The sequence below is a fragment of the Acidimicrobiales bacterium genome (assembly GCA_035512495.1).
Taxonomy (GTDB): domain Bacteria; phylum Actinomycetota; class Acidimicrobiia; order Acidimicrobiales; family CADCSY01; genus DATKDW01.
Genome location: DATKDW010000082.1, coordinates 15,052 through 38,734, shown reverse-complemented (window position 1 = coordinate 38,734; position 23,683 = coordinate 15,052). Strand labels below are relative to the sequence as shown.

The window sequence follows — 23,683 nt, the reverse complement described above, 5'->3', positions numbered from 1 at the left end:
GCTCAGCGGCGGACGTCACCCTCTCCGCTGAGGAGGCCTGCCAGCTCGACTGGGTCGAAGGGTGCCGTGTCGCGCTGAGCGACGGTGGCACCCGGCACGAACGAGACCACGGAGTCGGCCAGCTCGCCGGCCTCATCGAGGTCGTGGGTCACGAGCAGGGTCGGCAACCGCCGCTCGTCGACCACCTCGCGCACCACCCGGCGGAGCTGGCGGCGGGTCGGGAGGTCCAGGGCGCTGAACGGCTCGTCCAGCAGGAGCGCCAGCGGCTCGCCGGCCAGGGCCCGGGCCAGGGCGACCCGCTGGCGCTCACCTCCGGACAACCGTGCGGGCCGCGCCCCTGCCAGGTGCCCGGCGCCCACCCGCTCGAGCCACGCCGAGGCAGTGCGACGGCGCTCCACCCGGCGCCCGGAGCGCACCGCCAGGGCCACGTTGTCGAGCACGTGGTGGTGGGGCAGCAGGAGCGCGTCCTGGAACACCAGGCCCACGTGGCGCTCCTGGCTCGAGACGTGGATGCCGGCCGCGGCGTCGGCCACCGTCCGCCCACCGATGGTGATCGTGCCGGCGCTCGGGCGGAGCAGGCCGGCCACGGCGGCCAGCGTGACCGACTTGCCGGCACCAGAGGGTCCGAGGAAGACGGTGACGCCGGGCCCCGCGGAGCACCGCGCCCGCACTGACACGTCGCCGACGGTGCAGGTGATGTCGACCTCGACGGTGGTGGGCGTGCTCACGGCGCCGCTCGCGACAGGCGGTTGGCGACGAGCAGCACGGCCACGGCGATGGCGGCGAGGACCAGGGCGAGCACCGCCGCCCGGTCGTCGTCCCCAGCCTGGACGGCATCGAAGACGGCCACGGGCATCGTCTGGGTCCGGCCCGGGATGTTCCCCGCCACCATCACGGTGGCACCGAACTCGCCGATGGCGCGGGCAAAACCGAGGGCCACCCCGGCGATGAGGCCGCGCCCGGCCAGGGGCACGGTGACGCTCAGCGCCACCCGCCACTCGGGGAGGCCGGCGACACGGGCGGCCTGCTCCACGCGGGGGTCGACCCCCTCGATCGCCGCCCTCGCCGTGCGCAGGACGAACGGGAGGGCGGAGACCGACGCGGCGACGACCGCTCCCGCCACGGTGAACACCAGCGGCCGTCCGGTCACACGCTCCCACGTCCGGCCGATCGGGCTGTCGACCCCGAGCACCACCAGCAGGTAGTACCCGAGCACCGTCGGCGGCAGGACGATGGGGAGCGTCCCGATGGCCTCCAGCAACCCGCGTCCGCGGAAGCTGGCCTTGGCCAGGAGGTAGCCCCCGGTGAGACCGAGGGCCCCGGCGATGACCGTCGCCGTCGCCGCCACCCGCAGCGACAGCCAGAGGGGGAACCAGTCCATCAGCGCACCGCCGGAGGCCCGAAGCCGAAACGACGGAGCACCTCGCGGCCCTCCTCGCTCACCACGAGGGCGGCGAAGGCTCGCCCGGCCTCGGACCGGGCGCTGCCGGCGGTGACGACCAGCGCCTGGTCGAGCGGCTCGTGGAGGGTCGCCGGGACCATCACGTGGTCTCCCTCGGGCGACGCCAGCGCCAGGGAGAGGGCGATGACCCCCACGTCGGCGTTGCCCGACTGCACGAGGCGCTGGGTGTCGGAGATGTTCTCGCCGTACACGAGGCGGTCACGCACCCCGTCGAGCACACCCGCCGACCCTAGGGCCTGCTCGGCGGCCCGGCCGTAGGGCGCGTGGTCGGGGTTGGCGATGGCGATGCGGGCGATGTCGTCGTCCTCGAGGTCCTCGATGGCCACGGCCGGGTCGGCCCCGGGTCGGGTCCAGACCACGATGCGCCCGATGGCGTAGTGGGCCTTGGTGGCGGCGTCGCCCCGTCCGGCGGCGATGACGTCGTCGACGAAGCGCTCGTCGGCCGAGGCGAACACGTCGTAGGGGGCACCGTTGGCGATCTGGCGGGCGAGCAGCCCCGACGAGCCGAACGTGAAGGTCACCGAGGTGCCCGTCGCCTCCTGGTGCCGCCGTCCGAGCTCCTCGAAGGCAGGACGGAGGTCCGACGCCGCAGCCACCAGGAGCTGACCGTCTCTGGTCCCCCCGTCGCCGCAGGCGGCGAGGGCGCCGAGGAGGAGGGGGACGAGGGCAACGACGAGGCGACGCCTCCACGGGTCGCTCACTCCTGGGTCCGGAAGCGGTCGAGGAGGCGACGGTCCCGTTTGGTCGGGCGACCGGCACCGGGCTCGCGCGCGAACACGGGGGCGGGCGCCTCCTCGCGCGGCGGCAGCGGCGGGCTGTGGTCGACGAGGCAGGTGGCGGCAACCGGCGCGCCCACCCGCTTGTCGATGGTGCGCACCACCTCGAGGATGCGCAGGCGGTCCCCCACCACGGCCCGCACCCGGTCGCCGGGCCGGACGAGCGTGGCCGCCTTGGCGGGGGCGCCGTTGACCTCCACGTGGCCGCCCCGGCACGCATCGGTGGCAGCCGAGCGGGTCTTGTAGAGCCGCACCGCCCAGAGCCACCGGTCGATCCGCGTCTCCTCCACGCCGCCATCGTCGCGCACGCGGCTGGGCCCGGCGGGTGGCCGGAGCCAATGGTTCAGCTCCGTCGCCGGTGGCGCCGCGAGGACAGCAGCACGCCCAGGACCAGGGCGCCCGAGAGGGCGGCGCCGACGAGGACCACACCGTGCACCGGCGACCGACCGGCCCCGCAGCGCGGCGAGCCGGGCAAGAGCGCCAGGCCCGGCACCTCGGCGCAACGCCCGTGGACGACGAGCTGGCCGGACTGCCCGGCGTCCCGGTACGGCTCCCGGTGGTTGCCGAACCAGTAGGTCCCCGCCAGCCGGGAAGGCCCGCCCGCGCCTCCCTCGGGCACCACGCTGATCGACTCCATCCCGCCGATGGCGAGTGACTCCACCAGCGAGCTGCCCGCCATGGCCGGCTCGATGGGCCAGCGGTGCCCCTCGACCGAGAACACCTGGACCTGCTCGCTCCACGGCGCCAGAACGTGGAACCGCAGGGGGTCCCCGACCCGAGCCTCGACTGTCGGCCCATCGCTTCCGCCCCCGTAGTTGATGCCCGTCGCGCCCCGGACGACCCTTGTGTAGGGCATGCGATGGCTGCCTATGGCGTCATCCTCGTCGTGGAGGAAGAGCACGACATCGCGCCATGACCGGCCGTCCGGGTCGGTGACGACGGTCGTCCAGCCGCCGTGGGGGTCGATCATTGCCCCCGCGGGGCTCAGGATCACCGCCCCGTAGAGGCCGCGGGCACCCGACCGCGCCAGGTCGCCCCCGTCGCGCAGGATCGCCGCGCCCGGTCCGTACTCGGGATGGGCGAAGAAGGTCGACGTCCTCCTGCGCCCGACGTCAGCCGCCTGGGCGGGGTTGCGGCCGATCTCGAGCCCTCCCGACTCGAGGGGGTCGAAGGCGAGGCCGGAGGTGTGGAGGGACACGGGCCCCGAACCCGGCGGCAGCCGGTTGTGGAGCGTGACCTCGAGGCAGTCCCCCACCGCGGCCCGCAGCACGAGCGGGCTGGCCGGCCGCTGTCCCCCGAGCACGGCATCGGCCTCGTCGGCCGGCACGAAGACCCGCCCACGGCCGGTGCCCAGCATCGACAGCCGTGACTCGACCGCAGCGATCTCGAAGCGCCGGACGGGGGCGCCCGCCGGACAGACGGGACGCGCCGGCTCCGCACTGACTGGATGGCCTGGAAGCGGCTCGATGTCGCCGAGGAGGTCGTGCACACGGAGGATCCCCCACGCACCCTCCTCGAGCTTGACGGCACGTCCGTTTGCGTAGAGGTAGTCACCGGCGCGGCGCTGTGGCCCCCCGGCGGCGGGAACCACGAGGTCCATCCGCTCGCTGATCCCCACGTGGACGGTGCTCGTCGGTGCCGATGCGTCGCTCCAGGGCTCCCGGCGGAACCAGTGCCCGCTGAGGTGCCAGGTGTGGACCTCGTTGACCCCGCTCACCGCGGCCCGCACGACGACGGGGTCACCCACGTACGCCTCGAGCAGCGGCGTCTCGGGGTCGCCGTGCCGTGCCGAGGAGAAGGATTCCGACCGCGGGCCGGGCCGCCGGGAGAGGGGCTCGGCCCGCAGGTTGAGCTTGCTGCCCGGGGAGCGGCGCACGTTGCTCAGCCGGCTGCCGTCCTGGAGGAAGCTCACGAGCTCGCGGAAGCTGCCCTGCACATCGGCCGAGACCGGCGTGCCCGGTGGCACGTGCACGTCGGCGATCGAGCCCGACCGCATCGGCTCCCCTGTCCTCGGATCGTGGTACGTGGAGCCCGGCGGCTCCACCACGAGCGCACCCACCAGGCCGTGCTGCCACGTCCGCAGGCCGTTGACGTGATCGTGGAAGTAGGAGGTGCCCACCTGCGCGTCGGGGTACCAGCGGTAGCGGACGAACTCAGCGCTCACCGCCTCGCCCTCACCGTGGTCGTGCTCGAGGGGCCGGTCGAGGGTGACGGCGCCCGACTCGTCGAGGGCGGTGATCCGGCGGACCTCGAGCCTCCCGGCCTGGTCCAGGCCGACACCCACCAGGGCACCGACGTGGAACCGCTCCCCCGACCCCACCCTCACCTCGGTCGAACCGGCGGCGACCGACCGAGCCAGCCGCTCTCCCGCCGCTGCATATGGTCGGACGCTCTGCTCGAAGTTGAACCCCGTGTCCACCCCGTCACCACCCTGCACGTCGAACTGCACGAAGTGGATGTGGGCGCTCACCTTGCTGAAGGGGTGGTCGGCTCCGTCAGCGATCTCGTTTGTGAGCAGGACGTCGACGCAGTCCTCTCCCGCGTTGGCGCGGACCACCAGCGGTGTGCGCAGTGAGGGGTCGCCACGCACGGCGTCCGCATCCTCGGCGAGCACGAAGATCGTCCCCGCCGGGTCGATCAGGCCACTGCTCGGGTCGAGGGGAACGGGCACCTCCACGGCGCGCAGCATCAGCTCCTGCCGGGTCGTGCCCTCAGGGCACAGAGACGTCGGCCCGTCGGCACCGGGGGGTGGTGGCTCACCGTCCGGGGTCGGCGTGTCGAGGTATGGCGCAGGACCGTGACCAGGCGCGAACGGAGGCCGGCGGCCGAGCTGAGGCCGGAGCAGCGGGTACGCGGGTCGACCGGTGGTCGGCTCGAACAGGACGACGGGTCGCTCGCCAGGATGGTCGGGCTCGTGGCCCGGCCAACGCCGAGGCTCGGCCGGCTCGCCACGCACGCCACCGTCGGCCTCCACCCAGTCCCACACCGACGCGTCGTACGACCCCGGCCGTCCCGGTGGCGGGAGGTGGCGTAGGGCCTTCTCCCGCTGGGTCGGCGCCAGGTCACTCAGGTCCACGCCCACGTCGGTGGCGTCCGCCCGGTCGGCAAGCACGGGCAGCGGCGGGAGTGCGTCGGTCGATGCCGCACCGTCCTGGACGGTGTTGTAGACCCGCCAGATCCCCCACATCCCCGCGAAGTAGTGATGGGCGACGTGGCAGTGGACCAGGTGGTCGCCCGCACCCTGCTGGCAGCCCCCGGCGGAGCACTCGTGGTCCACGTCGAAGGCCTCGGAGGGCCCGAGGCTCTGCGAGTCGGTGCGCTCCGAGGGCCCGGGCAGCAGCGATGGGTGCTTGGTGAGGCCGTCACCGAACCCGGTGGGCCCAGCGCCCGGTTGACGACGCCAGCGAACGGAGCCGCCGTGCACGTGGTGGACGTGGAAGACCTCGCCGCCGGCGTGGACCACGCGCTGCTTCACCGGGTCCCCCACGTAGCTGCGCAGGATCGGGGTTGCGGGGTCACCGAACGCGTACGAGCTGTAGGCGAGGGACTCGTCGGCGAACCCGGCGACCCCTTCCTGGAGCCTCAGCCGGTTCAGGAACGGTTCGCTGCGGTAGTTGATGGCGCGCGCCGCCGGGCGGTAGGCGCCAGTGATCGGGTCGACCTGGGGCACCGTCCCGCCGCCCTCGCGCGAGATCCGGTACTCCTCGTCACCGACCTCGTGGTAGGCGAGCACGTACTCGCGGAACCGGCCTTCGGGGGACGAGATCATGGCATCCCAGCCCACGGTGCCGGCCACGCCGGTTCGAGGGTCCGACCAGGTCGAGCCGGGCGGCTCCACCACCAGCGTCCCGAACAGGCCGTGACCCGACTGGGCCCGGACGTGCCCGTGGGAGTGGAACACCCGGCTGCCCTCTGCCTCCTCGGTGGGCACCGCCCACTCGTATGTCACCACTTCCCCCGGTGCCGCCGTCGCATCCGAGTTCGCCGCCGTGGCCGCCTCGCCGGTGGCCGAGACGACCAGAGACGACGAGTGGAGGTGGAAGCTCGCCGACTCGGCCAGCCCATTGGTCAGCCGGACCAGGAGGCACTCGCCCGGGTTCACCCGCAGGACGAGCGGCTGGACAGCGTCGCCTTGCAGGCCGAGGGTGACGGCCTCGGTGCCAGCCTCGGCGGCGGCGAGGACATCGTCGAGCGCCTCGTCGAGCACGTAGGCACGTCCGGCGGGGTCGTGGTCGCCGTAGCGGTTCAGGGTGATGCTGAGGGCCACCGCGGTGATGTCGTAGCGACGGTGCGGCATCTCCTCGGTGCAGGTCGCACCAGCCGAGGTGGACTCCGATGACTGCGGCCGGAGGGCGAGACCCTCGTCGTGCTCGTGACCCGTCGGGCCCTCGAGCTGGGATGGGCTGCTCTCGTCGTGGCTCTCGTGCCCCTCGTGCCCATGCTCGGCCACCGGCGCGCCGCTGACCCCGGCGAGCGCCGAGGCCAGCAGCACGAGACCCGAGAGGAGCCGCCGCCTCACGAGACGGTGACGGTGCCCTCCATCTCGGGGTGGATCAGGCAGACGTACTCGTACGACCCCTCCTCGCTGAAGGTCACGGTGAACCCTCCGCCGAACGCGATGCCCGAGCTGAAGAACCCGGACCCGTCCCAGACGCCACCCTCGATGTCGGGTGGCGGGCCCTCCTCGTCGGGCGGGGGGTCAGGCGGGGGCGGTGGGTCGAAGCCCGCCGGCGCGAGGGCAGCCGCGACGAGGTGGAAGCCACCGTCGTCGCCGCGGCTGATTGGGACGCGGGCCTCCTCGGGGGCGTTGAAGCTGACGGTGTGGGGGCCGACGAAGGTCCACGTGACCTCGTCACCGACTCCGACCTCGATCTCATCGGGGAGGAACTCGACGACCATGGCGTTCGGGAGCTCCTCCGAACCGGCACCCGCCTGGACCTCGCCGTCGCCCGGCGACTCCGGGTCCTCGGCCGCGGGCTCGAGCTGCTCGATCAGCGCGTCGAGCTGCTCCTGACCCTCGTCGTCCACCTCGCCTGCGGACGGGATCTCCTGGTCGGCCGGCACGACGGTGACCTCGGAGATCATCTCCACGAAGTGCAGGGTGCAGAAGCCGACGTACGTTCCTGGCTCGATGTCATCGGCCAGCTGGAGCTCGAAGGTCTCACCGTCGGGGAGGAACCCAGAGTTGTAGAACACCTCCGTGCCGTCGAAGGGCGCCGGCTCGGTGACGTCGCACTGCGCGGACTCGTCCTCTGGGAGGTCCTCGCCCGCTGCGACGAAGCACGGGTTGATGCTCGACTGGTTGGCGTCACCTGGGCCCTCGGGCAGCATGGACGGCACCGCCTCGAAGGCGGCCATGAGCTCCGGCGGAGGGGGACCCTCGCTCTCGAGCTCCTCCGGCGTCAGGGCGCGGAACGCGTCGACGACGTCGGTGACGATGGAGCCGAACGAGATCGAGTGGGGCTCGCCCGTGAAGTTGCTCCGGTACACGATGGTGTCGCCCGGGTGGACCGTTACCTGGTCCGGGAAGTAGGCGAGGAACGCGGCGTTGAAGTCGTCGGCCCTCCCGTCGATCTGCACGGTGATCTCCTGCGGCCCGTCCTCGGCGCCGTCTCCCGCCTCGGTCGTCTCCGACCCCGTGCCGGCCACCCCGTCGTCGTCACTGCCGCATGCCGCCAGCAGCAGCATGACCACCGCCAGCAGCGCCAGCGGTCGCCTCCCTCGGATCATCTGGTCCTCCATCGTCGATCCGCCCCACGCCCATCCGGCCGCGCACCGGCACCGCACCGGTGGAGAGAGTCAACTGTGGGATCCCCACGCTGGGAATGGGCCGAATGGCCCATTCCCGTCTCCGCCTGTTCGCACCCCTGCCCTCGCTCTCGACCCGCGCGCGCGGCTGGCCGGAATGCCCTCCCTGGTGCAGGCTGTTGAACACGACGTCGATCCACCAGGAGCACCCGTGTCGTTCTTCCGCACCACGCCGAGCATGGTCACCCCAGACCAGGCCCTCCCCGGCCGGGACACCCCGATGCCCGTCGCCGACCAGCACCTGGTCCTCGGCACGCCCATCGCGCCGCCCTTCCCCGACGACCTCGAGGTGGCGATCGTCGCCATGGGCTGCTTCTGGGGGGCGGAGCGGCTGTTCTGGGAGCTGCCGGGCGTCCACAGCACCGCCGTGGGCTACGCCGGCGGCTTCACCCCGAACCCCACCTACCAGGAGACGTGCAGCGGCCAGACCGGCCACGCCGAAGCGGTGCTGGTCGTCTTCGACCCCGAGGCCGTGTCCTACGAGGAGATCCTCAAGGTCTTCTGGGAGGGCCACGACCCCACCCAGGGCATGCGCCAGGGCAACGACGTCGGGAGCCAGTACCGCTCTGCCGTCTACACCACCACCGACGAGCAACGGCGGGTGGCGTCAGCCACCCGGGCCGCCTACCAGGAGCGCCTCACGGCCGCGGGCCACGGCGGGATCACCACCGAGATCGCCCACGACCAGCCCTTCTTCTACGCCGAGGACTACCACCAGCAGTACCTCGCAAAGAACCCGGCGGGCTACTGCGGCCTCGGCTCCACCGGCGTCGCCTGCCCCACCGGGGTGCTCTAGGGGTCGGCTCAGGGGTGGCAGGCCGGCAGCTGACCCCCCTGGAGGAACGGGATGTAGGTCGAGACCGCGAGCGGCCCCCGGGCCAGGCCGTTGTGGAAGGCACCGGGCATCTCATGGTTGCACCCGCCCTCGAGGCGGGGGCTGCGGGCGTCGGGCCCCTGGTAGAACTGGTCGCCGACCGGGTCGTACAGCGCGAGGTACGAAGGCCCCCTCGGGGTCTGGCCGATGGAGTTGAGCTCGGCGAGCCACTCGGAACCGGGCTCGAGCTCGATGCACACCTCGCTGCCCTGCGCCGTCCCCAGGCCCCGGCACGTGGTGACCCCCTCGTTTGCGCCCGCGATCGCCACGACGTTGGCCACCCGCCGGTACAGCTTCGGGTGCTCGAACGCCGCCTTGCGGAAGACGGTGACGCCGAGCGAGTGGGTGACCACGTCGACCTTGGGGGCCCGCGTGTACCGGCGGACGGCGTCGATGAACTCGGCCACCTCGTCGGCGTTGATGTCGTTGTAGGTGAAGTAGCCCTTGCCACCGGTGTAGGAGATCGCCCAGAGCTGGTCTGGGCACCAACCTGCGGCGAGGAACCGCTCGCGGACGTCGACGGTCGCGTCGTTCTCGGCGGCCCGCCAGAACCAGGCGTCCTCCGTGGTCCCGTGGACGAAGACGACCGGGCGCAGCCGCGGCCGGCGCACGCACTCGTCGTCGCCGTCGATGTCGCCGGGGAGGACGCCGCCCCATCCGCCCACATGGGGGTCGTCCCAAGACGACAGGGTGCTCTCGGACTGGCGGTCGATTGGCAGGTACTCGACGAACCCCTTCTCGAACTCCCGCCGGGGCTCGGATGGGCCGAGGGTGTCCTCGACCATCCCGGCCCGCAGTGGAGCCAGCGGCGAGACGACGGCCAGGACGATGACGAGGACCCCGAGGCGGCGCACCCTCCAGAGTTCGCCACCGACACGGGCAGATCCTCCCGGTCTGTCACACCGCCTCGCCATGCTCGTCTCGGCTGGTGACGGCTCAGCGTGGGCTGGGCCTCGCCGCCCGCTTCGCCCGGGTGAGCTCCACCCGCTGCGGGTGCTCCTTGTAGAAGGGGTCGAGGGGGTAGCAGCCGGACACCAGACCGTTGCGGGGGGCGGTGGTGCAGTCGCTGAACGTCCGGCACACCAGACGTCGCTGCACCGGCCGGCCGGCGAGGACGTCGGCGGGCAGGTCCGGGTAGGACAGGACCATGCGACCCAGCCCCACCATGGCGGCGCCGCCCGAGGCCACCACGGCCTGGGCGACGTGGGGGACCCAGTCCTGGAGGTAGGAGTAGCCGGAGCCGACGAGGGCCAGCGTGGGGTGGGCGGCCGCCAGCTCGGCGGTGACCGCCAGGTGACGGGCCACGCCCACCAGGGGGTCTTCGGGGGGCTGGTAGCCGTCGGAGGGCGGGAAGTAGGCGGGCCGCTGGACGTGGGGGGTGTAGTAGGGGCTGCCGGCCGTGATGCCGACCAGCCCCACCCCGAGCTCGGCGAGCAGGTCGAGGAAGGCGTGGGCCTCGCCGAGGTCGATCCCCAGTCCGGTGCCGTCACCGCCGAAGGCGTGGTGGTACGGACCGGTGGTCTCGGGGACCCCGGTCCCGTCGTCTCCAGCGACGTGGGGCACGAGGTCGAAGGCCGACAGCCGCACCGCCACCGCCAGCCCCGGTGCGGATGCCCGGATGCCGCTGACGACGGAGCGGAGGAAGCGCGTCCGGCCGGCGAGGTCCCCGCCGTAGCGCCCGGGCCGGCCCGTGGCGCTGAGCAGCTCGTGGAGCAGGTAGCCGTGGCAGTGCTTGACGTCGACGAAGTCGAAGCCGGCCTGTTCTGCCAGCACCGCGGCGCTGACGAAGCCGGCCACCAGCTCGTCGAGCTCGTCGTCGCCGAGGACGTCGCTGGCCGAGGCACCGACGCGGCGGTCGAGGAGCGGGTGCTCGTAGGCGGTGCGCGGTGCCGGTCGACCACCCGGCCGGCTCCACCGTCCCGAGTGGGTGAGCTGGAGGCCGGCAACCTGCTCCTGGCCGAGGAGGTCCCGCAGGGCGGCGATGCCGTCGACGGTCGACTCGTCGAGCACGAGCTGGTTGGGGTTGGCCCGGGCGTCGGGCCGCACCGCGGTGGCCTCACCCCACACCAGTCCGCAACCGCTCGAGCCCAACCGTGCCCAGCGTCGCCGCACGAGATCGGTGGGCCGGCCGTCGACGGTTGCGTCCCACCCCTCCATGGGCAGCGCCGCGAACCGGTTGGGCACACGGAGGGTCCCGGCGCCGGCGTCGACGACGTCGAGCGGGGTGGCGAGCACCCCGTTCGGGTCGACCTCGTCGTCGACCGGGACCTCGACCCCGAGTCCGGCCAGGTGGCGTCGCAGCGCCTCCGTTGAGGCGAGCTTCTTGACCTGGGTGTACCTCACACCCACTGGCCCAGCCGCTCGACGATGTCGGCCAGCACGGCGCGATCCGATGCTGGGCGACGGGGTGCCCCTGGTGGTGTGGCGTCGCTGCCCGCCCAGCCGCGCAGCTCCAGGAACATCGCCGCGTCGTGGCGGTAGGCGGGCACCGGCGGCCGGAACGCGAACTGGCCGAGGTACTGCAACAGGTCGTTGAGCTCGTGGAACGAGGCGTCGCCGGTGGCCCAGAGGCGGTCGCGCTCAGCGAAGGCGTCGGGGGCGAAGGTGGCGAGGCCGAGCAGGTAGTCCGAGCCGTACATGACCATGTCGATGGCGAGGTCGTTCCCGGTGAGGACCATGAAGTCGGGGCGCACCTCATCCCGCAGGACGAGGCGATCCCACTCGAGGCGCCGGCTCAGCGACGAGTGCTTGGCCCCGATGCACGACGGGATCCCCATGAGGCCTCGGTAGGCGTCGAGGGAGAAGATCCTCCCGTAGGGGACGAAACTCGGGCCGAGCTCGAAGCCGATGAAGCGGTCGACCGCCGAGCCGATGGCGGCGAGCGCCGACACCCAGCCGTCCTCGGCGAGCCCGTTGAGCCCGTGGGAGGGGAAGACGACCGGCGTGCCACCGCGCGCCGCGACCGCCTCGGCCGCGGCGCGGTGCGCATCGAGGTCGACCGCAGCACCGGCGTCGTCCGCCACGAAGGCACCCGCCACGAACGACCCGCCGGTGACGGCGGCGGCCAGGTCGAGGACCCGGGCGGACGTGGTGCCGTCGAGGAGCTGGACGTAGCCGGTGTCCATGTTGACCGCCGGCGTCAGGCCCGCCTCGGCGGTGCGCGCCACATGGGCCTCCAGCGCGGGCCAGTCGACAGCGCCATCCGCCGTGTACGGGAGGAGGACGGCCGCCATCCCGGTGACCGGCCGCTCGGGAGCAAGGCGGGCGGCGACCTCCACGGTGTTCACGACCCGCACCCCCTCGACGTCGACGGCAGGCCAAGTCTCGCAGTTCGACGGAACGGCCCCCGCCGCAGGACGTCCGGCGGGGCGGCCCAGACGTCCTGAACTGCGACGTCACACCAGTAAGGTGGGTGCAGACGTTCCTCCTTGACCACACAGGGCCACCGTCTCCAACGACGTTGAAGGCCGTGATGAGCACCAAGGACGACGCCCTCGCCGAGGCCCTGCGATCCCTATCGACCTTCCTGGTGGCGGAGGCCTCGCTCGGCGACAGCCTCCGACGGGTGGCCGAGATCACCGTGGCGGCCCTGCCGGGCGCCGAGTTCGCCGGCTTCACCATGCTCGACGACAAGGGGCAGCCGACCACTGAGGTCTTCACCGACCAGGAGTCCCCCGACATCGACCAGAGCCAGTACGACAGCGGGCGCGGCCCCTGCCTCGACGCCTGGCGGCACGACCGGGTCGTCAGGCTCGACGACATCGCCGCCGGTGACGGCGGCGCCTACCCCGAGTTCTCCGCCACCTGCGCCGGCCACGGTGTCCACAGCACCCTGTCGCTGCCGCTGGTCGCGGCCGGCAGGGCCCTCGGCGCCATGAACCTCTACTCCGGCCGCCGCCACGGGTTCTCCGACGACGACGAGGCACTCGGGGTGGACCTCGCCGTCGCCGCAGCCGCCGTGCTGGCCAACGCCGTCGCCTACTGGGACGCCCTCGAGCTGGGCGAGCAGCTGACCGAGGCCATGGCGAGCCGGGCGGTCATCGAACAGGCCAAGGGCATCTTGATGGCCGCCTCACCGGGCAGGACAGCCGACGATGCCTTCGATCTGCTGCGCCAGGCCTCGCAGCGAGAGAACATCAAGCTCCGAGAGGTCGCCCAGCGCATCGTGGAGCAACGCAGCCTCGTCGACTCGGAGTGAGCGACGGCGTCAGGGGGCGCCGGCGCGGTCGAACACCGCGGGGCTCGGCCCATCCCCCGGCTCATCGCCCCGGGTGAAGACCCGGCCGACGAACGGCGAGGTCATGGCCGCGAGGAGGGCGCTGTAGTCGACCGCGAAGCGCACCTCCGACCCGACGGGGAGGGTGGTCGCCCCAGTGTCCAGCACGAGGTGGTCGCTGCTGGCACCGAGGACCGCCATCCCCGGGGGCGCTCCGAGCCCGGCGGGATCGACATCCTGCCGGCCGAGGGCCACGATGGCCTGGGAGATGGTGCCCCGGTCGACCACGGCGGTGGAGGCGCCGAAGGCGGCCTGGTTGATCTCGCCCCAAGGCTGCGTCGGCTTCACCTTGGCCTCGATCACCTCGGCGACCAAGGTGATGGCGTCGGTGTGGAGGCCATCGACCGGACGCCGGCGAAGGGTCTCGCGCCCGAGGAGGATTGCTTCACCGAGGCGGAGGTCGTTGACGAGACCGACGTCGCCAGACCCGAGGGCCCAGTCCAGGTTGGCCGAGTTCCCGCCTGATACCACGTCGAAGCTCACCCCGAAGGTCGACTCGAGCGAGGTCGCCAGCGACGACAGCTCAGCCATGTTGCGGGCATCGGGCGTCACGCCGCTCTGGCAGGCCAGGTTGGTGCCGATGCCGACGAGGTCGATGGAGGGGAGGCGGAGGGTCTCCCGGACGGTCGCCGCGACGTCCCCCGGCAGGATGCCCTCCCGGAGGTCGCCGAGCTCCACCATGAGGACGACGCCGTGTCGCTTGCCCTGGGCGCCGGCCGCCGCCGAGAGGGCCGCCAGCACGGTGAGCTCACTGTTGAGGCTGACCTCGACGTGCTCGACCACCCGGTCGACCTGGCTCAGCATCGGCGAGCGGATCAAGGTCATGGGGGCGGTGATCCCAGCGTGGCGCAGGGTCTCGACGTTCTCGATCCGGGACTCCCCGAGCGAGCGGACACCGGCCTGGAGGAGCTCCCGGGCGACCTCGGCCGACCCCAGCGTCACCTTGGTGACGCCGGTGACGGCGATCTTGCGGGCGGCGAGGCGGGAGACGAGGGTCGCGGCGTTGTGGCGGATCCGGTCGAGGCGCAGCTCCAGTCTCGGACCGCTCACGAGGTTGCCGCGACCAGCTTCACCTCGAGCTGGGGGAAGGCGCCGAGCACCATGTCGACCAAGCGGTCCGGCGATCGGGTGAGGGCGTCGGTCGCTGGGATCCCGAGCTCGGCTTCGTAGCCGATGATGGCGGCAGTCACCTCGGCGTCGGTCATGTCCTCGTGGTTGATCGTGAGGCCGATGACCCGCGTGTCGGCGAAGGTCTGGATCAGGTTGATCTCGCTCGCCGGGGTCGGCATCGCCACGCCGGGGAAGTCACCGAGCGTGCGCCGGGCCGGCGCGTGCTGGAGGACCACGGCATGGGGTTGGCTGCCCCGCAGGATGAAGCTCGACGAGAGGTAGGCAGGGTGGCTGAGCGCGCCCTGACCCTCGATGACGATCACATCGGGGTGTTCGCCCTCGAATGCCTCCACCACCGTCGCCTCCATCTCGCCCGAGCAGAACTGGCACGGGATGGCGTCGAGTGCCACGCCGTAGCGCGCACCCTGGATGAGGCCGGTCTGGCCGGTGCCGACCATGACCGCCCTGATGCCACGCTCGTTGAGCGCCTGGGTGAGGAGCGTGGCCGTCGTGCGCTTGCCGATGGCGCTGTCGGTGCCGAGCACGGCGATGCGAGGGCAGGTGACCTCGGCGATGCGCCCGCTGAACAGGCGCAGATCCTTCTTGTCGCGCGGCCGGCGCACGTCGAGGATCGTCACGCCGTTCGCGGCGGCTGCGGCGGCGAACTCCGGGTCGTCGTTCAGGAACTCATGGAGGCCGTTGACCAGGTGCATCCCGCGACCGATGGCGTCGAGCATGACGAGGCGCTCCGGCGCGGAGAGCATGCCGCTCGACGGCGCCACCCCGAAGATGAAGACGTCGGGGGTGCCACCCACGAGCGAGATCGCGCCGGCCAGGTCGCGCACGATGGGGATCGAGCTCACCTCGCCGTCGAGGACCTCGCCGGCGTCGAGGCCTGCCTGCCAGCTGTCGATGACCGCCACGATCTCGTAGCGCTCGGAGTGCCGGACCAGCCCGTTGGCCGTCTTGCCATCGCCTGCGCCGAAGTTCGCCTCGCAGTAGACGACGGCGGTCGGACGGGCCGGCAACGCACGGGCGGGCGCGACGACGGGAAGGGGTGCGGAGGGCACGAACATGGGGCTCCTCAGAGCTGGACTCAGAGGAGGCGACCAGATGGCTCGGTCAACGACGACCGGAGCGAAGAGAAGAGGTCCCCGCTAAGCAAGGGTGAGCGGCCGAGTTTACCGCTCAACCCGTGGTTCCGCCCCTTGGGCGCCTCCCGGCGTCGAAGCGGGGTGTGGCCCGCAGCAGCGGGGAGGCATCGAGCTGCTCGTCGAACGCCTGGTGGCTCGCCCGTTCGAAGAGCCGGGAGCGACCGGTCACCACGGCGGCGTCACCGGACACGCGGAGGAACGAGCCCTCGTACATCGCGACCACCGGGCAGTCGTTCTCCTCCAGGAACTCCTCGATGCGCTCGGCACGGGTCTCGCCCATGAAGGTCGAGTCGGGCTCGGCATCGAGGTAGTGGAGGTTGATCTGGAAGGGGATCAGTGCGAGCGCATCGAGGCTCGGGGGCATGCAGATCGGCATGTCGTTCGTGGTGCGGATGGTGGGACAGGCCACGTTGGTCCCCGCAGACGCCCCCATGTAGCGGGTGGCTCCCTCTCGCACCCGTTGGCCGAGCCGCTCGAGCACTCCGAGGCCGTAGAGCGTGTCGAGCAACCGGAAGGTGTTGCCACCACCCATCATCACCACCGGGGCCTCGAGGATGGCCCGGGCGGGATCAGCCGACCGGTGCGCCGATGCGACGTCGACGCCGAAGCCGCCGAGCGCGGCGGTGGCCCGGTCGGCGTAGTCGTCCCAGTCGGCCAGGGCATAGGGGATGAACACCACCGCGTCGCCGTCCACCAGCTCGACGATCTCGTCACGGGCGTGCGAGTACATCGTGCTGCCGTGGTTGGTGGAGTTCGACAGCAGGAGGAGGTCCATCCGCGACCAGGTCAGCCGAGGGTGAAGCGGTAGACGTTCGTGTACGACGAGTTCTTAGAAGTCATCGGTGAACTCGTGGGTCGGTAGCGAGCGAAGGTGTGCGGACATGTGCGGCACGGTGAACGCCACGAGCCCGCGCTCGGGGGCGTAGACGAGCCCCTTGTTCAGGAGACCGTCGCGCTGGACGGACACAGCGGATTGGCGTCGACCGAGCTTGGCCGCCACGTCGGCCGTCGCCACGCCGCCATCGCCGAGTGCCGCCATGGCATGCATGTATCGCCTTTCGGCTGGCGTTGCCCTGTCGTAACGCGGACCGAAGAACGAGCGACGCAGCTGGTCTTCGGCGAGCGGCGATGCCGCTGCGACATCCGCTTCGTCGATCGGACTGTCGATCGCCGCGTCCCAGACGAACTTCGCGTGTGTCTGGATGAAGAACGGGTATCCGCCCGCCAGAGAACGCAGTGCTCCCAATGCGGCTGCTTCGAAGGCAACACCGAGGTCCTCGGCGGGCTCGACGATGGCCAGGTCCTGGGCCTCGCCGACGAGTGGACCGACGGTGCGAAGGTCGAAGAGGCGCTCAGCGTAGGACTTGGCGTCCGAGAGGACCTTCCCGACGGTGGGCAAGCCCGCTCCGACGACCAGCGCTGGAAGGCGCTCCTGGTTGATGCGGTGGCACGCACCGACGACACCGGCGAGGTGCTCGGATCCGGCGTCTTGCAGTTCGTCGATCAGGATCACCGCGCCGACGCCCTCCTCCCTGGCCGCAGTTCCGAGCTCGATGAGCAACTCGGTGAGGTCGGTCTCCAAATCACCGGAGTCTGCAACACCAGGCTCTGGGTCGACGTCGAGGGTGATGCCTCCGCGCGACACCGAGGCACCGGCCGTCCGGATGAACGAGGCAGCCACCCGCTTCAGTCGCTCGACGCGTTGGGCATTGCGGTAGCGACGGCTCACCTGGCGAAGGAGATCGGCAACTGCGTCACCGAGCTGGTGACGCAGGTCCACGGTCGCTCGCGCTTCGATGTGACTGGCGGTCCAGCCGGCAGCCTCTGCCTGAGACCTCCATTGGAGGAGGAGGACGGTCTTGCCGACGCCTCGTAGACCTGAGAGCACGAGCGGCTGCACCGTGTTGCCGATCGTTGCCCGTCCCAGGAGTGTGTCGAACGCAGCGATCAAGTCGTCCCGTCCTGCCAGGTATGGCGGCGGGGTGCCCGCACCAGGCGAGTAGGGGTTCCTGACAGGGTCCACGATCATACTCTATGTCGCCGTCTGTGAATCTTCATAGATGGTGAGAGAAAGTCTCATAACACAACGCGGAGCACCTCTGATCCGCCTCAACTCCGCGAGCGTCTGCGGCGTCGGAGATGATCGGCTACGACTGATGTCGATCACCGGATGTCTGCGCGCACCACCCATCGGGCGGCTGGCGAGGCAAGGCCACCTGGGCCGATGCGCCTGCGCCAGGGAGGCGTGGTTGCGTACAGACGGCGAGTCAGGACGATAGACCGAGGAGAGTCAGCCTTCTAGCTCGTACCGGTAGACGTTGGTCTCCCGCTGCACGAAGCCGAGCTTGCGGTAGAGGGCGTTGGCAGCCTCGCGGGAGGGGCGGCTGGTGAGCTCGACGGTGCGGGCTCCGAGGCGCCGCGCCCGGTCGAGGGCGGCCTCGTTCAGCGCCTCACCCACCCCGCGGCCACGAGCGGCCTCATCGACGACCACGTCCTCGATCCAGGCCCGCATGCCCGTCGGGATGCGAAACACCACCAGCGTGAGGCTCCCGACGATGTCGCCGCTGTCGCTGTCGAGGGCCAACAGGACCATGGTCCCCGGCGCGGCGAGCATCTCGTCGAGCGCGGCGCGGTCCGGCGGGGGGGACGTCCGCGACAGCTGCGGCACGAGGCGCTCGAACGCCTCCACCACGGCCGAGGTGACCTCGGATGCTTCCTGCACGACGACGCTCATGGTGCCGACCGTACCCCTGCCCACCGATGGCGGCGCCGCCTCACGGACCGGGCGGCACCGGCTGCGGCGCCGGTGGCCCCACGTACCGGGCGCTGGGCCGGATCACCCGCGGGTCGCGTGCCTGCTCGAGGACGTTGGCGCACCACCCGATCGACCGGCTGGCGGCGAAGGTGGTGGTGAACGCCTCTCGGGGCAGGCCGCACCGGGCCATGACCACCCCGGCGTAGAACTCGACGTTGGTGCTGATGCGCTGCCCGGGCCGGAGCTCGTCAAGGGTGCGGGTGATGATCGGCTCGACCGCCACGGCCAGGTCGACGAGCCGGCCTCCGAGGCGCAGGGCGACCTCCCGCAGCAGCACGGCCCGTGGGTCGGGGCCCCGGTAGACGGAGTGGCCGAAGCCCATGATCCGCTCCCCATGGCCGACGGTGGCACGCACCCAGGCGGCGGCAGCACCGGGCTCACCGATGGCGTCGAGCGCGTCGAGCGCACGGCTCGGGGCGCCGCCGTGACGCGGACCAGAGAGGGCGCCGAGGGCGCCGACGACGGCTGAGCCCAGGTCGGCACCGGTGGAGGCGATCACCCGGGCGGTGAAGGTCGACGCGTTGAACCCGTGGTCGATGGTGGTGATCAGGTACTGCTCGAGGGCCCTTGCAACGTCCGGGTCGGGGACCTCCCCCAGGTGCTGGTGGAGGAGGTGGGCGGCGTGACCCAGCTCGGGGCGAACGGCCACGGGCTCCTCACCTTGCCGCAACCTCAAGAGGTCCCCGGACATCGCCGACCTCGGTGTCGGTGACGAGCAGGCCCTTCAGCCCCGGCGGCACCTCGACCATCGGCCCGATCCTAGGAGCCCGAAGGGTCAAGGATCGCCGAAGGTGGGAAGGATCCGTGCATGAGAACCCTGCTGATCATCCTCGTGGTCCTGCTCCTGCTCGGCGCCTTCGGCGGCTTCACCATGCGCGGCCGCGGCCGCCGGGGCATCTGAGCCCGCGGGCGCTCGACGACCGGCTGGAGGCGGCCAAGAGCCGTCTCCCGCCGACGGTCGGCGCCCTCATCGACGCCATCCGGGAGAACGAGCTCCTGCTCTTCGCCGGGGGCTTGGCCTTCTACGGCCTCATCTCGATCGCCCCCTTCGTCGTCATCGGCTTCTGGATCGCCGGCGGCATCGTCGGGGAGGACGGCCTCCGCCAGCTCGGCGCCAACCTCGACGAGCTGGCCCCGGGCGGCGCCGACGTCTCCGGCGCGATCGACCAGCTCGCGGGGATCGACACCGGCATCGGGGTCAGCGCCCTGATCGCCGCCCTCTGGCCGGCAACCGCCTACGGCGGCGGGCTGGTTCGCGCCTTCGAACGCATCTCCCAACGCCCGAAGCGAGTGGCCCAAGGGCTGCGCGGCCGGGCCAAGGCGCTCCTCTTCGTCATCCTCCTACCGGTGTTCGTGCTCGGCGCGCTGGCCACGTCGTACCTGGCGACGAACGTCCTCGGCGACGGAGCGCTGCTCATGGTCGCGGGGTGGGCGCTGGCGCTGATCGCCGGCACGGCGGCCGGGCTGGTCACGCTCGCCGTCATCTATCGGGTCTTCGGGCCCGACCCCCTGCCGCTTCGGTCGCTGCTCCAGGGCGCCGGAGCCGCCGCGGCCGCCATCTCCGTGATGTCGCTCGGCTACATCGTCTACCTGGGGCAGGGCGCCGACTTCGAGGAGCGGGTGGCGGGCAGCGGCTTCGCCGCAGTCGTCCTGCTCGCCCTCTGGCTGTACCTCGCCAACGCCATCCTGCTCACCGGCTTCTGCCTGGCCCGCAGCTGCGCCGGCGAGACCGCCGACCCTGACGAAGTCCCCGGTGCCCCCTCCCGGGACGAGCGCGTCCGCGCCCGCGCCTGACGGTCCGGCGGGGACGGGAGGACCAAACCGGTACCCTCGGACCCATGGAGCACGTCCGCTGGATCAGCCGACCGGCGCTCCACCGTCCGGTCGTCATCGCCGCCTTCGAGGGCTGGAACGACGCCGGCGACGCCGCCAGCACGGCGGCGCGGTGGCTCCGGGGCCGCTGGGCGCCCGATCCCATGGCCGAGATCGACCCGGAGGACTTCTTCGACTTCACCACCACGCGCCCCCAGGTGGTGCTCACCGACGGGGTGACCCGGGAGATCGAGTGGCCGTCCACCGAGCTGACCTCGGGAAGCGGCGCCGGGGTCGACACCGTCGTCGTCGTCGGCACCGAGCCGCAGCTGCGGTGGCGCACCTTTGCCGACCAGGTGGTCGCCGTCGCCGAGCAGCTCGACGCCAGGCTCGTCCTCACCCTCGGCGCCCTCCTCGCCGAGGTCCCCCACACTCGCCCCACGTCCATCATCGGCACCTCGGTCGACGACGAGCTCATCGAGCGCCACGAGCTGCGCCGGTCGAGCTACGAGGGACCCACCGGGATCGTCGGCGTCCTCCAGGACCGCTGCACCGCCGCCGGGATCCCCGGCGCGTCGCTCTGGGCGGCCGTGCCGGCGTACGTGCCCGGTGCCCCGTCCCCCAAGGCCGCCCTCGCCCTCGTGGAGCGCACCGCCGAGCTGCTCGCCGTCCCGGTGACCGTCACCGACCTCGAGATCGCCGCTGCCTCCTACGAGCGACAGGTCACCGAGGTGGTCGTCGACGACGAGGAGATGACCGAGTACGTGACCCGCCTCGAAGCCCGCTACGCCGCCCAGGAGGCCGGCGGCACCGGCGACGAGCTGCCCTCCGCGGCCTCGCTGGTCGACGAGGTCGAGCGCTTCCTGCGCGAGCAGCGCGACTGAGCGCCGGGCCCGGAGGTCAGGGTCGCTCCGGGGCCCACCTCGGCCACGGGCGAGCCTCCTCGAGCACACGGGCCAGCCGGAGCACGACCTCGTCGGCGTGACGCCGCGCCATCACCTGCAAGCCCACGGGGAGGCCGTCGGCGCCGAGCCCGGCGGGCAGCGAGCACGCCGGGCCCCAGCAGAGGTTGGCGAGCATCGTGAAGGGGGTGGCCATGGCGGGGCCCACCGGGCGGCCGGCGATCTCGTCGGGCGGTGGGCCCTCGGCCGCGAAGGCGGTGACGGCCGTCGTCGGGGTGAGCCACACGTCGACGTCGTGGAAGAGCGCAGCGGTCTCGCGTTGGAGCTCCAGGCGACGCTGGAGGGCGCGGGCGTAGCGGGAGACCTGGTAGGACTCCGTCTGCTCGAACACCTGGCGAACGTAGAGGGTGAGGTCGTCAGCCCGCTCGGGCCACATCCCGGGCTCGAGATCGAGCCAGAGGTCGACGGCGCCCGAGGACATCCAGGCCCGCACCGGGTCGGTGAGCGACACCTCGCGCTCCACCCACGTCATGCCGGCGGCCTCGACGAGGTCCCCGGCGGCGGACCGGGCAACCTCCTCGACGTCGGGCGCCACCGCGGCGAAGCCGAGGTCCGAGGACCACGCCACCCGGAGGCCGGACACGTCGAGCGAGGCGATGGCCTGCTCGTAGACCACCCCGGCGGGCGGCAGGGAGAGGCGGTCGGCCTCGTCGGGCCCGGCGGTGACGTCGAGGTGCCGGGCGGCATCGGCGACCGTCGTGGTGACCACGCCCACGACTGACGTCTGCGACGCCTGGGCGCTGGGGTTGGCGATGCGGCCGTGGCTGGGCTTGAACCCCACCAGGCCGGCGAAGGCCGCCGGGATCCGGGTCGAGCCGCCGCCGTCGCTGGCGGTGGCCATCGGCACCATGCCCGAGGCGACTGCCGCTGCCGAGCCCCCTGACGAGCCGCCTGGGGTGCGGCTCGGGTCCCATGGGTTGCGGGTCACGCCGGTGACCCGGTTCTTGGTGAAGTTGAGGGTGCCGAACTCCGGCGCCGCCGTCTTGCCCAGCGGCACCGCGCCCGCTGCCCGCATGCGCGCCACGTGGAGCGAGTCGCGGGCGGCCGGCGGGTGGTCGGCGTACACCAGCGAACCGTGGCCCGTGGTGAAGCCCGCACAGTCCTCGAGGTCCTTCACCCCGAACGGGACGCCCGCCAGCGGGCCGGGGTCGTCGCCCCTCGCCACCGTGGCGTCCACCGCCTCCGCCGCCCGACGGGCCAGACCCTCATCGACCACGACCCAGGCGTTGAGCGCCGGGTCGGCCTCGGCGACCGCCGCCAGAGCCTCGTCGAGCACCTCCACGGCACGGCGTCGACCGGCGCGGACCGACTCGGCCACCTCGATGGCGCTGTCGCGGATCACGAGCGGGGGGTGAAGCCGGCGAGCACGGGGGCGACTCTACCCACCGCTCCGGGGCGGGGGACGGCGACACTACGCTGCGGGCTCTGGAGGCCCCATGACCGATCTCGTGCCGACCTGCGTGTGGCGGACCACCTCCGCGCTCATCCTGGCGCTCGACGATCGCTTCGGCGAGCCGGTCGATGCCTACGTGAACGGCTCCCAGGTGTGGCTGCGCGACGACGGGCCGGGCGGCATGACCCTCGAGTGGCGCCTCCACCCGGCACCCGGCTACGCCCGCCCGCCGGCGCTGACCACCCATGAGGTCTTCTCCACCGTCGCGCTCGCCCTGGCGACCGGGGGCGAGCTGCCAGCCGAGCCTGCCTCGCTGTGGGACGGCCTCGAGGCGTTCGCCGCCTACGGCGAGGAGGTGGAACCCGCCCCGCTCGCCGCGGCGGCGACCGACGCCCTGGGGATCCCCCCGGACGGGGCGGGGGTCGCCGACCACCGCGCCATCGGTGATCAGTGGGAGGCCACCGGCGGCCGCCTGTCGATCGTGGCCGCGGTCCTCGACCAGCTCGGCGACGCCCCCTAGTCAGACATCGGGGTCCGCGGGGTCGTCGTCGCGCCACATGGGGCTGCGGGGGGCGTCGAAGAGCACGTCGACCGGCTCACCCCGGATGGCGGCGAAGGCCTGGGGACCCCACCGCTCGGCGCCGGCGAGGGGCTCGGGGAGGGCGTCCTCCGCGAACCAGCCCACGTCGGTGCACTCCAGGGGGTGGGCGCGCAGCTCGCCACCGACGGCATGGCAGTGGAACACCAGCGAGTAGAGGGGGATGCGGGTGAAGCCGAGGCGCAACCCGTCGAGCACGGCGATCAGGCGCTCGGGGACGCACTCGATCCCCGTCTCCTCCTCGACCTCCTTCATCGCCACCTCGGCGGCCGAGTACCCGACGTCGGCCCATCCGGTGGGGTAGAGCCACACCCCCGAGTCGGCGCGCTGCACGAGCAGGATCTCACCGTCGTCGTTGCCGACGACGGCCCCCACAGCGGTCTTTGGCGTCACGTAGCCCGCGACACCCTTGCCCACGAGCTTCATCCACTCGGCGATCAGATCGGCAGGGTCACCGGAGCCGGCGGCGCGGGTGCGCATGTCGGCCGCGACCTTCAGGACCTCCTCGAAGCGCTCACGCTCGTAGAGGTTGTCGGTGAAGCCGAGGCCGGTGCGGGCGATCCCGGCGAGCGCCTCGCTCCACCGCAGGAGATCCCGATGCGAGACCGGCCGCTCGTCCACACCCTGGAGGGTACCGAGGCGC

At 72.2% G+C, this 23,683-nt stretch carries 22 protein-coding genes; 5 read left to right on the top strand and 17 right to left on the bottom strand.

The window, feature by feature from the left end; translation table 11 throughout:
* Window positions 1–2: 2 nt before the first annotated feature.
* The 6 genes from VMN58_12010 to VMN58_11985 are packed head-to-tail and all read right to left on the bottom strand — an operon-like array spanning window position 3 to window position 7,980.
* Window positions 3–728, bottom strand: a complete 726-nt coding sequence (locus VMN58_12010) for an ATP-binding cassette domain-containing protein (protein ID HUF33920.1) — start codon at window positions 726–728, stop codon at window positions 3–5.
* Window positions 725–1,381: a molybdate ABC transporter permease subunit gene (gene modB, locus VMN58_12005; GenBank protein ID HUF33919.1), complete on the bottom strand. Its 657-nt coding sequence runs from the start codon at window positions 1,379–1,381 to the stop codon at window positions 725–727. The genes VMN58_12010 and modB overlap by 4 nt, the downstream gene beginning before the upstream one ends.
* On the bottom strand, window positions 1,381–2,163 hold the full coding sequence (modA, locus tag VMN58_12000) for a molybdate ABC transporter substrate-binding protein (protein ID HUF33918.1): 783 nt from the start codon (window positions 2,161–2,163) through the stop codon (window positions 1,381–1,383). Before modA ends, modB begins: the two co-directional genes overlap by 1 nt.
* Complete coding sequence (locus VMN58_11995; protein ID HUF33917.1) at window positions 2,160–2,528, bottom strand: RNA-binding S4 domain-containing protein; 369 nt, start codon at window positions 2,526–2,528, stop codon at window positions 2,160–2,162. Before VMN58_11995 ends, modA begins: the two co-directional genes overlap by 4 nt.
* Before the next feature lie 53 nt (window positions 2,529–2,581).
* The gene (locus tag VMN58_11990; GenBank protein HUF33916.1) at window positions 2,582–6,757 is read right to left on the bottom strand and encodes a multicopper oxidase domain-containing protein; all 4,176 of its coding nucleotides are present in this window, start codon (window positions 6,755–6,757) and stop codon (window positions 2,582–2,584) included.
* Window positions 6,754–7,980 (bottom strand): hypothetical protein, encoded by a 1,227-nt coding sequence (locus tag VMN58_11985; protein HUF33915.1) that lies wholly within the window; start codon window positions 7,978–7,980, stop codon window positions 6,754–6,756. Before VMN58_11985 ends, VMN58_11990 begins: the two co-directional genes overlap by 4 nt.
* 217 nt (window positions 7,981–8,197) lie before the next feature.
* Between VMN58_11985 and msrA the strand changes: the two genes are divergently transcribed.
* The gene (msrA, locus tag VMN58_11980; protein ID HUF33914.1) at window positions 8,198–8,842 is read left to right on the top strand and encodes a peptide-methionine (S)-S-oxide reductase MsrA; all 645 of its coding nucleotides are present in this window, start codon (window positions 8,198–8,200) and stop codon (window positions 8,840–8,842) included.
* Window positions 8,843–8,850: 8 nt separating this feature from the next.
* Here msrA and VMN58_11975 read toward each other — a convergent pair whose 3' ends face one another.
* The 3 genes from VMN58_11975 to VMN58_11965 form a co-directional block, all read right to left on the bottom strand.
* Complete coding sequence (locus tag VMN58_11975) at window positions 8,851–9,774, bottom strand: alpha/beta fold hydrolase (GenBank protein ID HUF33913.1); 924 nt, start codon at window positions 9,772–9,774, stop codon at window positions 8,851–8,853.
* An 82-nt stretch (window positions 9,775–9,856) separates the two neighbouring features.
* The gene (locus tag VMN58_11970) at window positions 9,857–11,269 is read right to left on the bottom strand and encodes an NADH:flavin oxidoreductase (GenBank protein HUF33912.1); all 1,413 of its coding nucleotides are present in this window, start codon (window positions 11,267–11,269) and stop codon (window positions 9,857–9,859) included.
* Window positions 11,260–12,207, bottom strand: coding sequence for a dihydrodipicolinate synthase family protein (locus VMN58_11965; protein ID HUF33911.1), 948 nt, complete (start codon window positions 12,205–12,207; stop codon window positions 11,260–11,262). Before VMN58_11965 ends, VMN58_11970 begins: the two co-directional genes overlap by 10 nt.
* Before the next feature lie 185 nt (window positions 12,208–12,392).
* Here VMN58_11965 and VMN58_11960 point away from each other — a divergent pair, with 185 nt between their 5' ends.
* On the top strand, window positions 12,393–13,118 hold the full coding sequence (locus tag VMN58_11960) for a GAF and ANTAR domain-containing protein (protein ID HUF33910.1): 726 nt from the start codon (window positions 12,393–12,395) through the stop codon (window positions 13,116–13,118).
* Window positions 13,119–13,127: 9 nt separating this feature from the next.
* On the opposite strand, the gene VMN58_11955 is transcribed toward VMN58_11960, so the two are convergent.
* The 6 genes from VMN58_11955 to VMN58_11930 form a co-directional block, all read right to left on the bottom strand.
* Window positions 13,128–14,246, bottom strand: coding sequence for an alanine/ornithine racemase family PLP-dependent enzyme (locus VMN58_11955; protein HUF33909.1), 1,119 nt, complete (start codon window positions 14,244–14,246; stop codon window positions 13,128–13,130).
* Window positions 14,243–15,382, bottom strand: a complete 1,140-nt coding sequence (locus tag VMN58_11950; GenBank protein ID HUF33908.1) for a DUF1611 domain-containing protein — start codon at window positions 15,380–15,382, stop codon at window positions 14,243–14,245. Before VMN58_11950 ends, VMN58_11955 begins: the two co-directional genes overlap by 4 nt.
* A gap of 112 nt (window positions 15,383–15,494) precedes the next feature.
* Window positions 15,495–16,235, bottom strand: a complete 741-nt coding sequence (pepE, locus tag VMN58_11945) for a dipeptidase PepE (protein ID HUF33907.1) — start codon at window positions 16,233–16,235, stop codon at window positions 15,495–15,497.
* A gap of 54 nt (window positions 16,236–16,289) precedes the next feature.
* A complete protein-coding gene (locus VMN58_11940; protein HUF33906.1) occupies window positions 16,290–17,489 on the bottom strand; it encodes an ATP-binding protein in 1,200 nt (399 codons plus the stop codon).
* A 261-nt stretch (window positions 17,490–17,750) separates the two neighbouring features.
* Window positions 17,751–18,194 carry a GNAT family N-acetyltransferase gene (locus VMN58_11935; protein HUF33905.1) on the bottom strand — a complete coding sequence of 148 codons (444 nt, stop codon included), beginning with the start codon at window positions 18,192–18,194 and terminating at the stop codon, window positions 17,751–17,753.
* Window positions 18,195–18,234: 40 nt separating this feature from the next.
* Complete coding sequence (locus tag VMN58_11930; protein HUF33904.1) at window positions 18,235–18,924, bottom strand: citrate/2-methylcitrate synthase; 690 nt, start codon at window positions 18,922–18,924, stop codon at window positions 18,235–18,237.
* 248 nt (window positions 18,925–19,172) lie between these two features.
* Here VMN58_11930 and VMN58_11925 point away from each other — a divergent pair, with 248 nt between their 5' ends.
* Both VMN58_11925 and VMN58_11920 read left to right on the top strand, forming a co-directional pair.
* Window positions 19,173–20,069, top strand: coding sequence for a YihY/virulence factor BrkB family protein (locus VMN58_11925; protein ID HUF33903.1), 897 nt, complete (start codon window positions 19,173–19,175; stop codon window positions 20,067–20,069).
* A 44-nt stretch (window positions 20,070–20,113) separates the two neighbouring features.
* A complete protein-coding gene (locus tag VMN58_11920; GenBank protein HUF33902.1) occupies window positions 20,114–20,971 on the top strand; it encodes a PAC2 family protein in 858 nt (285 codons plus the stop codon).
* Between the two features lie 16 nt (window positions 20,972–20,987).
* On the opposite strand, the gene VMN58_11915 is transcribed toward VMN58_11920, so the two are convergent.
* Entirely contained in the window at window positions 20,988–22,391 is a 1,404-nt protein-coding gene (locus tag VMN58_11915; protein HUF33901.1) for an amidase family protein, read from the bottom strand.
* 94 nt (window positions 22,392–22,485) lie between these two features.
* Between VMN58_11915 and VMN58_11910 the strand changes: the two genes are divergently transcribed.
* Window positions 22,486–22,962 carry a hypothetical protein gene (locus VMN58_11910; protein ID HUF33900.1) on the top strand — a complete coding sequence of 159 codons (477 nt, stop codon included), beginning with the start codon at window positions 22,486–22,488 and terminating at the stop codon, window positions 22,960–22,962.
* Here the strand turns inward: VMN58_11910 and VMN58_11905 are convergent, their stop codons facing one another.
* Window positions 22,963–23,661, bottom strand: a complete 699-nt coding sequence (locus VMN58_11905) for an NUDIX hydrolase N-terminal domain-containing protein (GenBank protein ID HUF33899.1) — start codon at window positions 23,659–23,661, stop codon at window positions 22,963–22,965.
* Between the last annotated feature and the right edge of the window lie 22 nt (window positions 23,662–23,683).